Here is an 11,861-nt window from a genome sequence, read left to right on the forward strand (position 1 = left end):
TTAATCCCTCAAAATGATTAAGTATTATTGCGGGTTGGTATTAATTAAGTTTTATTTATGAAATGGATTACCTTCTCCAAATGCGCTTATTCTCTTATTGTTTTAGCCGCACTGATTACTCTAGTCATCACAATTGATAATTTTGACAGTTCAAAAAGTCTGCCAATTGGTTTTGTTTTATGGGGGATTTCGCCCTATTTATTAATGGCGTGGATGGTTGAACACAGTAAAACAAGAGTGGCACAAATTGCCACGTTTATTGTCACTATTATGTGTGTCTTATTTGGTACTGTGACCATAGGTTCAATCTATTTTTCTCATGATGCACAATCAGCGCAGGTGTTTCTTTTTGCTCCATTATGGCAATGGCTAGGATTATTAATACTCTGTATTCCACTGTATTTTATGAATAAGGTCACATCTAAATCGAACCGAGGCTCGAATAATGGAAGCTAAACGGAAACACGATTTTGAAGGCTACTTGCTTGAAGCTGGATTTTTAAGCATCGAGCAAGTGCTAAACCAGCTTTAATAACAAACACTACCACTGGGATTAAACTAGCTGCAGTTTGTCACTGTGTATTTTGTAAAGACAAACTCACTGCCATGTAATTTTGAGCCCAATTAGCCAGCTCCACGCGGTTACGCGATGCCGTTTTTTTGAATGCACTGTACAGATGGGTTTTAACTGTATGATCGCTGATATTTAAACGCTCTGCGATATCTCGATTACTCGCACCTTGGGCAAGTAAGTGAATCACTGATTTTTCTCGTTTAGTCAGTAAGCTGAGGTCAATATCTGTATTTACCGAATCGTTACTAGCATTGAATTGGCTGCGAGACATTGCAGATAGCATATGGTTAAAGGTAGTAGAAATACTCTTACGGCTAAAAAACAGCTCGCCATTGATCACTCTGACCAGCCCTGCAAAAATATCCTCAGGTGATTGATCTGCAAAAAACACCCCTTTAATGCCATTTAAAAGTAAGTTTTTTTCGCAAATTGCATTAGCGTCCGCATTAAAAATAACCACTAAATGTTGCTTAGCAAGTTGCACTAACTCTGCAGGTAGTAAGTCTTTCCAATGTGCGTCAGTGCTATCAATCAAATAAAGGTTAAACTCTTCGCGCATAGAGTCTTGAGGCAAGCTTGCATCGACTTTCACGCGCATAAAAAACGCATCGAGTATTTTAATTAAATATTGATAATTTTGACTGCGGTTTTGTAACCTTGGCTGTGTTTTTAGAAATACAGAAGTTGGTTGAATCATCTCATTTCTTCCTTGAAACATTTTATTCACAATACCTAATTTAGATACATGATTCAACCGTTCATAAGCCTTTATTTTGGCAATTTACAACATTACTAACCCATTTGGATGGCCAGACGCTCAGGTTAATATAATGTAAACAAACAATACTCACATCTCCCCTTTTAGAGCGAGTCATCAAGTAGTTTGTAAAAACGTGATGTTACACCGTTTGTCCAACCAAATCCTTGCTGTACTGTGTATTCGCCACCACCTGCACGGCTAACTAATTCGCACACATTGTACTTTTCAAGAAGGCACTTATCTTCTGCAAAACGCACTTCGATCATACTCAGCCAGTTTTTTATGATCGCCTGTGCCTCGCTGACAAAGCCATACTCTGTTAAACCTTTTACAGCGAACCATTGTAGCGGCGCCCAACCGTTAGGACTATCCCATTGTTGTGGTGTACTACACAATGTTGTCACTAAACCACCGGGTTTTAAAAACTCACTCATCAGTTTTTGCTTCACTTGTTGAGCTTGTTGTACAGATGCAGCGCCTACAAACAAAGGAACAGCCATTGCCATCGAATCGACACTACTTTGCTGATTGAGTCGAATATTGTAATCACGATAAACACCCGCCTCAGAATTCCAACAATAGGTATTAATTGCATCTAAGCGCAGTGTAGCCAGCTCAGCAATTGATTGACTCTTTTGTTCTTCATCAAGTAAACGGTAAAAACGAGATAACGTATGCTCTAAGTTATAAAGTAAGCTATTCAAATCAACCGGTATGATATTGGTTGTTTCAATGCTTTTTAAGTCATTATGATCACAAAGCCAACGGCTACTAAAGTCCCAGCCAGACTCGCATGCAGCACGAATATGTTGAAAATAACTTTGCTGCTGCTCAGTTGTCAGTCCTTCAGCGTCATGTAAATCTTCTTTTAATGATTCTGGACGAGGTGTTGCTGCACTATCCCAATAGCGGTTTAAAATAGCCTTATTAGGCATTTTTACAACACGCCTAATAGCAGGCGTTTCACTGCTAAGGTCGTTACAGCCTTGCATCCAAAATTGATACTCAGCTTCAAGTGCTATGACGGCGTTTGCCAGCCAAGTTAAATCTGCTTCATGTTTATATTTAGCGTCCCATAGCATCGCTATCATTAACGCCAAAACAGGTGGTTGCGAGCGAGAGCTATAATAAACACGGTTACCATTTGGAATACAGCCATTACGTTCTTGTAGGTCAATAAAGTTATTAACCATGGCTTCAATGGTGGCTAGGTCGCCACAATCTTCTAAACCCAAGGCTGTAAAATAACTATCCCAATAATAAATTTCTTGAAAACGGCCACCCGGCACAATGTAGTCAAACTGCAAAGGCATTAGTGAGCTTGCTAAATCAGTATCAGCATTGCGATGCAAATGCGGCCATAGGTCAAGAATATACTGTTTAACTGATGTGGTATCTAATTTCGCAGTCGGAATAGACTGATCAGCAAAAACAAAGTTCGACATCACAAATTCACGCAACGTATCACCTTTTAAAGGGCCTACAAGTTGATATAACTCACAAGCACTTTGCCAAGATAAGTTTGGCACTGCATCGGCAAACATTTTTGAATCAGCAAACACTTCTGCTAGCTGTACGTCTTTAAATAATTGGCTATTAACGAAGTTCATGACAATCCCTTATGCTGCGCTTGAAGCCGCTTGATACTGTGGTTTTAGGGTAATTTTCTTAAAGATTGAAACGGTGATTAATAGCAAGGCTATTGGCACTAATGTGAGATAAAACGCATGCTGACCGCTAAATTTATCAAATACAAAGCCCGTAATAATTGAACCTGTTGTTCCACCTAATGCAGAGAAAACCACAATTAAACCAGTCATAGCAGCATGCTTGTGCTTAGCAAGTGAACTCAGCATCACAGAGTTAAGTAACGGGTAAATCGGTGCCATAAAAAAGCCAATCAACGGCAGCATGTATGCTGCAAAAGGCACATCAAACACACTTTTCACTTGGCTTCCATCTACATCGTGAGTCAAAGGCAGCACCAATAATACGAGCACACCCATAGCGACCAAGCAGCCCATTAATAAACAGAACCAACTAATAAACCTAAGTACTTGCCCTGCTACCAAACGACCAAGCGCTAACGCAGCTGCAAACAAACTGGCAAGTTGGATACTGACATCAACAGGCAATTTTAAAACTTGGTTATTAAAGGTCGGCAGCCAAGTGCCCACGCCTTGCTCAATTAGTACATACATAAATGCACTAACAACAAAAATAAGCACAAGGGGTTGGTAAGTCAGCTTTAACATATCAATAAAATCATGAAGCTGCGATTGCTGATTGGTTTTTAGTTCTGGCGATTTTATTGGTGCCGCAATCACAGAAATAAACGCCACCGCAACAATCACTGCAAGCAAGTAATAAACATTCAACCAGTGGCTACTTTGCGGGTTATCAGCGTCTATAAATAACGCAAAAATCCAATAACCCGACAGCACGCCAAGCATAAACACCCCTTCAATGGTGTTTAATAACGCTGAATGTTTATTAGCATTATCAGTCACCTGACCAATAACAGAGTAAACAGAGATTTTCATAACAGCAAAGCTGCAACCAATTGCGGCAAATAGTGCTTTTAAAATCCAAAAGTCGGCAATGCTCGGAACAACCAAGCACATTGCTGCTACCAGTAATAAAGCACCGAGCATAGCAATTTTATAGCCTATGCGAGGGATAAATGACGCCACTAAAAATGACACAATGGCAATACTAAGATCCTTAAATCCTTCAAGAACAGACGCCTGAGTTTTGCTTACATCTAAGCTATTGATTGCTTGTAAAATAACAGTGCCTACACTATTGAGCATAATAGCAAAGACAAAATAGCTGCATGCCAGCGCGATAGTTATTCTTATAGGATTCATTCACTTCAACCTATGATTATTTTTATTCAGTCTAGTTTAGCGCAAAACAAAATGCAAACGTTTGCATTTAAAATTACACATATTGCTAACATTCAATAGGTTTAGCGCTGACTCGACTGCCTATTTACTAGTTCTATTTCAACAACTTGAGATTCTACCGACTGGCCTGCTAACTGGGCTAACAACTTTTCAACAAGAATAACTGAAGCGCGTTGAGTATTTTGTTTAATACTCGACAAAGATGGGTGACTGATATCTGCCATGGCAATATCATCAAAGCCCACGAGGGCAACGTCGTTTGGAATACTAATGTAACGCTCTTTCAGGGCTTTCATCGCACCAAAAGCCACCATGTCACTACATGCCATAATGCCATCAAAGCACAGCCCTTTTTCTACCAACAATTGGTTAATTCCTTTATAAGCAGCACTACTAGTAATATCGATAGAAACCACGTGAGGAGTGGCTTTGGCTTCATTAATAGCATCTAAATAACCACGGTGGCGTTCACTAATTTCAGCGTGCCCAGGGTCACCTAAAAACAATATGTTTTTAGCGCCATTTGACAATAAGTGCTCAGTCGCTATGCGACCACCTAAATAATTATCGCTGCCAACAATTGGGTAACTGCTGGGTGTTTTTGGATCGCCCCACACAACTAAAGGAACACCAGCACTCGCTGCAGCTTCAATATTTGCTTGGCTTTTACCTTGGCCGACCACAATAATGCCATCGGCACGGCGGCTATTAATAAAGTAATTTGCCCAATCATCACTGGCCATAAACGAATTAGAGAGTAATAACTCTAAGCCAAATTTATTTAGCGCTAAATTTATTTCACCAACAATTTTAAGTAAGAAAGGGTCGTTAATAGACTGTTCTGTATCACCATCGAGGTTAATAATAACCGCAACAACATTAGTTTTTTGGGTGCGAAGGCGGCTAGCAGCCGTGTTTAAACTAAAGTTATGTTTTTTTGCTAACTGTTGAAGCTTGTCGCGAGTTTCCTGCTTTATCAATGGGTTATCATTGAGCGCACGAGATACTGTCGACGTAGAAACACCGGCTAATTTCGCAAGATCAGCTAACTTTAATTTTCTATCATTCATGATACTGAAACACTGCTTTCCTTTAAAACATATGCTGGCAATATACCACCATTTCGACCAAATCGCTGCGCCAAAGAGCATAATATTTTTTCAGTAAGCAAAACAGACCAACTCACCCTGTGGGTAAAAAAAGGACAAAAAATTGAAAAAACAAATTGCAAACGTTTGCATAAATCTTTATGGTTTATAAAAGCAAGGTGTTAACAATTGCAAAATATTCGCTAATACATTGCTTTCAACAACATAAAAAATGGGAACACACAATGACAACTACATACACACGCAGTGCGCTAGCCTCTGCAATTTTGCTAGCTTTGAGTGGCCAAACAGTTATGGCCGAAGAGCAAACTGAGCAACCAGCGAAAGAAAAAGTAGAACGTATTATTGTATCTGGTACACCAGCAGGTATTGGCGTACGTAAAATTGATGCTGGCTATGCAGTAACCAATATCGATGCAGATCAAATTGTTAAATTATCGCCAAAAAGTACAGCTGATTTATTCAAAGCCGTGCCGGGTGTGTGGGTAGAAAGCTCGGGTGGTGAGTCTGGCGCGAACGTATTTGTACGTGGTTTCCCTGGTGGTGGTGATGCACCATTTTTAACATTAAGCCTTGAAGGTTCGCCAATTTACCCTGCGCCTACTTTGTCATTTTTAGAAAACTCGTCGTTATTCCGTTTAGATGAAACAATCGAAACGATGGAAGCATTACGCGGTGGTCCAAACCCTGTTGTATCAAATGGCCAACCAGGTTTAACAACTAACTTCCGCCTTAAACGTGGTAGTGAAGATACCGAAGGTGTATTCAAATACACAACTTCAGATTATGACCTACAACGCATTGACGCTATGGTTAGTGGTGAGATTTCTGATGACTTATTCTTTATGGTGGGTGGTTATGTTAAAAGCTCTCCAGGTATTCGTGATGCAGGTTTCACATCAGAAAAAGGCAGCCAGTTCACAATTAATATCACTAAAGAATTAGAAAATGGCACCATTAACTTATACACGCGTCAAACAGACGACCATGGTGCTTGGTACTTACCAACGCCGCTAAATGTTGACGGTGTTGACGCAAGCTACACGCAGCTGGGTACTCTAAATCGCCAAGCGACTATTTACACTGGTGCAAATAATGACGAGCAACAGATCGACTTAGGTGAAGGCCGTGGTTGGAAAGGTCATGTTTCTGGCGGTAGTATCAAACTTGAATTCGATAACGGTTGGAGCTTCACAGATCGCTTCAACATCACCAAAGGTGATGCAAACACGTACGGCTTAGTACCGGCAGGCTCTGCAACAACCGTTGGTGCAGTGGCAGATAACGGTGAGACAGCAACAGGTGCAGTAACTGGCACAGAATACGATGCAGACACAGCGGTTCAACAACTTGGTCGTTGGGTGGTATTAAAAGAAATTAGCGCATTCACCAATGATTTAGCATTCGCTAAAAAGCTTGATAATTTATCACTGGCCTTTGGTTATTACACAGCAAGCACATCAGCAAATGACTGGTGGAGCTTAGGTAACACAGCGTATCACGTGCTTGAAGCAGGCGGCGAAATGCTAGACGGCATCGAGTGTAATGCAAGTGTTGATGGTTGTGACTTCAACTACGATATCAACTCTTCAGGTGATGCACGCACCAATGCCTTTTACACAACGGCTCAATATAAATTCAACGATGACTTTACACTTGATGCCGGTGTTCGTTTTGAAAACCACGAAGTGGAATACTCAGTTGATGAAGGTCTTGATGGCGTAATCGACAAGTCAGTTCAATATGACGAAAGCAAAACATCGTGGACAACGGGTATCAACTACTCAATTAATGATGACATGGGTGTATTTGCGCGCGTAAACCGTGGTTACAAAATGCCTTACTTCGACGACTTCCGCGATAACTTTAGCGCATACGAAGGTGGCGAAAAGTTAATTAAAGAAGTAACACAAGCCGAGTTTGGTTATAAACTATTAACTGATAGCACCGATTTCTATGCAACATTCTTCACTAACGAAGTAAAAGGTGACACCTTTGTTCGTCGCCCTGGTGTACCGGCTGAAATCTTAACAAACGAAGCCTACGGTATTGAGCTTGATTATAACTACAACCACGAATCTGGTTTCTCAGTTAACTTAAACTCAACGCTTCAAGAAACAGAAATCACAGAAAGCCCAAGCAACGAAGGTAACGAAAGCCAACGTCAGCCAAAATGGCAAGTACGTGTAACACCAAGCTATGACTTTGAAGTAAGCGATATGTATGCAACCTTATACGGCACAATCTCAGCGGTTGATGATCGTTGGGGCGACAACGAAAACACAGTTGTATTAGAAGGTTACGAAAAAGTAGACATTGGTTTAATTGTTGAGCCTATGGAAGGTATTAAAGTGCAATTAGCGGTTGATAACTTAACTGACGAGCAAGGCATCACCGAAGGTGACCCTCGTAATGCTGATGCACCGAATGGTCGTTACATCATGCCTCGTACTACACGCTTAAGCATTAGCTACGAGTTTTAAGCGATTCTCCCAAACCCCTTGATTGAAAGAATCAATACCCAAGCCACAGTGTTTTATAACCTGTGGCTTTTTTGTTTTTCAATTAAGCAATGTAAGTGCTGTGCTATAAACTTGTGCGATTCAAGAGTTAAATGCACACCTTCTTGCTGGCAAGGCGGAGCGATTGCTGTGATATCCAAAAACAGAGTTTGCTGTTTCACACACAGTTCAGAAAAAGCTTCAACTAACTCGCTAGACTTAGCAGCCGCACCTGCATATATAGATTGATACGCGCCAACCTCATACACCGCCGGCGGGCTTAGTATCATTATTTTGGGTAATTCGCGGTGCAGATAGTAGTTTTTTATATCTAAAATGAGTATTTCGAGGGCATTGGCAATATCAGCAGGCGACAGTGCAAAACGGCGCTTTAAATCATTCGTGCCGAGCTGAATAACAATCATATCTAAATGATAAGCCGCTAAGTAGGGCTCTAAGTATTTAATGCCCAGTTTATCGCCACTGAAAGGCGGGTCGTTCACCAGTGTACGATTAGGCTGGCCAGCTTCAATAACTTGGTAGCCGGCACCTAATTTAATACCCAGTAAACTAGGCCAGCGCTCATCGGCTGCAAAGCGCTTACCATCGACGGGGGAAATACCATAAGTATTTGAATCACCGAAACATAAGATATTCATTAGAATGGATTCAGTGTGTAACCTTGCTGCTGCAACTGTGCATGCGCGGTCATTGCCGATAACGCCATTTGCACACCAGGAATAAGCTGCTGCTGTTTTACCTTCATGTGCGTTGCAGACTGCCCGCACACATACACAACGGTATTATGTGCCAACAATTGTGAGATCAATTGCTGATTTTTATTGTCACTGTCAAAGCGCTGTTTATAAAAACTGTTTTCCAGTACATCAACACTTGCGCCACCATGCACAACTAAAGCGAGTTGAATGTTCTCAGGCTTCACACCATGGGCTATATGCATATTAATAAACCGTGCTAATGAGTTCATTTTGTTATTCTGCGCCCCTTTTTCTGCCGCATCAGCTACATCAAATGCCACTTTGAAAACCGTTTGATCAGAGATTTCTGCATGGTTTGGCACATCATAATAAAAACCAAAACCTTTGATAGCAGGCTCAGCTTGCTCTGCATAACTAAACGAAGATAATAAGGCTAAAGATAAACCTAACAGTGTTGATTTCATAAAAGTTCCTGTTGTTTTTTACTCTAGCCTACCTTGTTTAAACCCGTTTAACTAGCATCAATATGATGGTGCGCTTTAAAGGTCATGCCTAAGTAATTAAAGGTGTTTTTAAACATCTCGATAAACGCGTTAGGTGCCTGAGCAGATCCTGCATTTGAGAGCAATGAAAACTGCTTTTCACGCAGTGTTCTCAGTTTTGTCCTGAGTGTTTCATCATCCATGTAATCAGTGATCCGGTCTAAAAATGCTTTAAACTGCGGTGTGGTGTTATACCAATACACAGGTGATGCCAGCACCCAGTGTTGATAATTCAACAGCGCTTCAAATACCGCATAAAAGTCATCATTTTTATATTGCTTATCGTAGCAATAAGGCGAGATAACATAGTCATCTAGGCATACTACATCGCCGCCATACTGCGCTTTATAATCATTAACTTGTAAACTCGTATTACCCTTTTTTCGCGCACTTGAATAAATAATTACCGTATTTGTTATTGGTTTTTGTTGCATGACTATCACTCCTTTTTTATGATGTGCGCAGCGTAAAACCTCAAGCTAACTTTAGGTCAACACCTTGGAGCAAATTATGTCAGATAAGAAACTTATTGATGCAAACCTAGCGGTTGGCTTTGTGGCAAAACGCAGTGGCGTAAAAGTTTCAACTTTGCATTTTTATGAGTCTAAAGGGCTTATTCGCAGCTGGCGTAATAACGGTAACCAGCGCCGCTATAAACCCGATGTATTACGCCGAATTGCCGTTATAAAAGCTGCGCAAACCATGGGCATAACTCTTGAAGACATTAAACAAACGTTAAGCACCCTACCCGAGCAACGCACACCCACTAAACAAGATTGGGCAGCTCTTTCAAAAGTCTGGCAAACGCAATTAGATGAACGAATTCAATACATGCAACGTTTGCGCGAACGCGTTAATGGTTGCATTGGCTGCGGCTGTTTATCAATGGCCAAATGCCCTATCTACAACAAAGATGATTATTTAGGTGAAGAGCACAGCGGCGCTGTGCTGTTAGAAAGAGATTAAAGTTTAGCTTTGCTCAGCTCACACATACCGTAAATAGCAAACGTATGCTCAGGCGCCTCTTCTATCTGAATATCAACTGTTTGTGGGCTTTTTGAGAGCTCGCAAACAAGATCGCCAAGCAACCCTTTAAGGGTATTACTATTTTCATGAATTGAAATACTTGTATACCAAAGCACAATACCTTCAGGAGTGCCATTTTCAAGGTAGATATGTTGAATAAGCGAGTCATTATCAAACATATTTGCAGGTTTAGCCGTTCTTATTAGCTTTTCATCAAAGCGAAAGCGGCCATTCTCATCTGTTATCGTCTTATCAATGTATTCTTTACCATAAGTAAGCGAACGGGTTACTTTTTGCTTTGCCACCGGCTTACCATTATCTAGTAAAACCCCTTGAACTGGAGCAGATAACAAAAAATCACTTTTATTGAACAAACCAAACATGCCTGCAAAAACCTCAGTTGAAGTAAAAAGAATAATAGCGACAAATGCTAACCTAACAAAGCTCACTACCACACGGCTTCTCTATTTACTTGGCAATCTACTGGATCTAAGTAAGGTTTTAGCTCCTCAGGGAATCCATGTTTTTCGGTTATGTCTTTATCAATTTTGAAGTAATGCTCTATCGATTGATATAAGTGAGTACCAAGCGGGATGGATGTATCCATAAAGGTCATGGCTGTAGCGTATGCCAATGAATCCCATTCACGATTTGAACCACCTACATAAAAAGTGGGCTTAGTGAAGCGGTAATGTTTAGGGTATTTTAACGGCACCATGAGTGATACAAATACACGTGAGCCACCACGGGCTGAACCGACATTACGCTGATTTGCGCCATAGCAAACAATGTCTTCATAAGGTAAATAAAACGGTTTTCTAAACAAGGTATGCGGAGTTTTTACAAGGCCGGTATGGCGATTAAAGTAAAAATTATCTCGGTGCGCTAATATAGCGCGATGTTTCAGCATATAAAAACCGACAATAAACATAGGTGCATATATAGCAAATGGCACCCATCGATAGTCGCCCCACACAAAACCAATAACAACCAAATCAACGAAAAAAAACATAACCGCAGCGACCATTAGCAGGAAACTTAGAGCAGTAAATAAGTTAGACCAGCCTCCAAACCATGAAATAGCCAACTGCTTACCATCATTCTCTACCCAATGCCCCTCAAGTGTTGAGCCACTATCTGGGGATTCAAGCTCTGCTGCATATTGGTCAGTAAAACGCTTACTTTTAAAGGTACGCGTTTTGAAGCTGCAGCCATTGAGTGCTTCAGCTTTTTTTAAGCGCGTTTCATAACTGTCTTGATGTAAATAGTCTCTTGGTAGTTGCTCTGTATAGGTTTGTCTATCATCAAAATATTTACTACTGTTCTCGGCTCTCCTTCTACTTTCTGCTGCTTTTTCAGGATTATCTCTTCTAAATTCTTCTAATCGTACCTCCGCTTTTTCATCTAAGGCCAACTGTTTAATGGTTTTATCTTTTGCTCTAGCAGGATCTCGGCCAGGGTTTTCAGCGCACCACTGGTTAATTGCGTTAATACGATTTTCTCTTTTAATTTTTTCTCTTTCTTCATGAGTTAAACCGTCGTTTTGTTCAGCAATATAGCGTTTAAGATCCTCATCACTAACAAGATTATCAATTAAATCATCCAGCTTGCTTGATTTTACTGAGCTTTTATCATCACTACTCATTGTTACTCCTTTATTTGCTGCACTTATTCTGTCTTGTTTTTATATCTCAATTTATCAAAGCTTAGATTTTTATAAT

At 40.5% G+C, this 11,861-nt stretch carries 12 protein-coding genes; 3 read left to right on the top strand and 9 right to left on the bottom strand.

The window, feature by feature from the left end:
* The first annotated feature begins 57 nt into the window (after positions 1-57).
* Positions 58-456 (top strand): hypothetical protein, encoded by a 399-nt coding sequence (locus tag AN213_RS03055; protein WP_055197306.1) that lies wholly within the window; start codon positions 58-60, stop codon positions 454-456.
* A 116-nt stretch (positions 457-572) separates the two neighbouring features.
* Here the strand turns inward: AN213_RS03055 and AN213_RS03060 are convergent, their stop codons facing one another.
* The 4 genes from AN213_RS03060 to AN213_RS03075 all read right to left on the bottom strand — a co-directional run bounded on the left by AN213_RS03060 (position 573) and on the right by AN213_RS03075 (position 5,313).
* Positions 573-1,271 (bottom strand): helix-turn-helix transcriptional regulator, encoded by a 699-nt coding sequence (locus AN213_RS03060; protein WP_055021610.1) that lies wholly within the window; start codon positions 1,269-1,271, stop codon positions 573-575.
* Positions 1,272-1,435: 164 nt separating this feature from the next.
* Positions 1,436-2,944, bottom strand: a complete 1,509-nt coding sequence (locus AN213_RS03065; RefSeq protein ID WP_055197308.1) for a trehalase family glycosidase — start codon at positions 2,942-2,944, stop codon at positions 1,436-1,438.
* A 9-nt stretch (positions 2,945-2,953) separates the two neighbouring features.
* Positions 2,954-4,204 (bottom strand): sugar MFS transporter, encoded by a 1,251-nt coding sequence (locus AN213_RS03070; RefSeq protein WP_055197310.1) that lies wholly within the window; start codon positions 4,202-4,204, stop codon positions 2,954-2,956.
* Between the two features lie 101 nt (positions 4,205-4,305).
* The gene (locus AN213_RS03075) at positions 4,306-5,313 is read right to left on the bottom strand and encodes a LacI family DNA-binding transcriptional regulator (RefSeq protein ID WP_054562534.1); all 1,008 of its coding nucleotides are present in this window, start codon (positions 5,311-5,313) and stop codon (positions 4,306-4,308) included.
* Positions 5,314-5,576: 263 nt separating this feature from the next.
* Between AN213_RS03075 and AN213_RS03080 the strand changes: the two genes are divergently transcribed.
* Entirely contained in the window at positions 5,577-7,835 is a 2,259-nt protein-coding gene (locus tag AN213_RS03080) for a TonB-dependent receptor (RefSeq protein WP_055197312.1), read from the top strand.
* A gap of 53 nt (positions 7,836-7,888) precedes the next feature.
* Here AN213_RS03080 and AN213_RS03085 read toward each other — a convergent pair whose 3' ends face one another.
* From AN213_RS03085 to AN213_RS03095, 3 genes are read right to left on the bottom strand one after another with little or no spacing between them, the layout of a single operon-like run.
* Positions 7,889-8,512 (bottom strand): GDSL-type esterase/lipase family protein, encoded by a 624-nt coding sequence (locus AN213_RS03085; protein WP_055197314.1) that lies wholly within the window; start codon positions 8,510-8,512, stop codon positions 7,889-7,891.
* On the bottom strand, positions 8,512-9,036 hold the full coding sequence (locus AN213_RS03090) for a DsrE family protein (protein WP_055021603.1): 525 nt from the start codon (positions 9,034-9,036) through the stop codon (positions 8,512-8,514). Before AN213_RS03090 ends, AN213_RS03085 begins: the two co-directional genes overlap by 1 nt.
* Before the next feature lie 47 nt (positions 9,037-9,083).
* Positions 9,084-9,548 carry a flavodoxin family protein gene (locus AN213_RS03095; protein WP_055197315.1) on the bottom strand — a complete coding sequence of 155 codons (465 nt, stop codon included), beginning with the start codon at positions 9,546-9,548 and terminating at the stop codon, positions 9,084-9,086.
* A gap of 76 nt (positions 9,549-9,624) precedes the next feature.
* On the opposite strand from AN213_RS03095, the gene soxR reads away from it, so the two are divergent.
* Positions 9,625-10,080, top strand: a complete 456-nt coding sequence (gene soxR / locus AN213_RS03100; protein WP_054562542.1) for a redox-sensitive transcriptional activator SoxR — start codon at positions 9,625-9,627, stop codon at positions 10,078-10,080.
* Here the strand turns inward: soxR and AN213_RS03105 are convergent.
* Together AN213_RS03105 and AN213_RS03110 are read right to left on the bottom strand one after the other, a co-directional pair.
* Entirely contained in the window at positions 10,077-10,589 is a 513-nt protein-coding gene (locus tag AN213_RS03105) for a DUF6795 domain-containing protein (RefSeq protein WP_055197317.1), read from the bottom strand. The two genes, soxR and AN213_RS03105, sit on opposite strands and share 4 nt — an antisense overlap.
* A complete protein-coding gene (locus AN213_RS03110) occupies positions 10,589-11,785 on the bottom strand; it encodes a hypothetical protein (RefSeq protein WP_055197319.1) in 1,197 nt (398 codons plus the stop codon). Before AN213_RS03110 ends, AN213_RS03105 begins: the two co-directional genes overlap by 1 nt.
* Positions 11,786-11,861: the final 76 nt, after the last annotated feature.

The sequence above is a fragment of the Pseudoalteromonas sp. P1-8 genome (assembly GCF_001399985.1).
Taxonomy (GTDB): Bacteria; Pseudomonadota; Gammaproteobacteria; order Enterobacterales; family Alteromonadaceae; genus Pseudoalteromonas.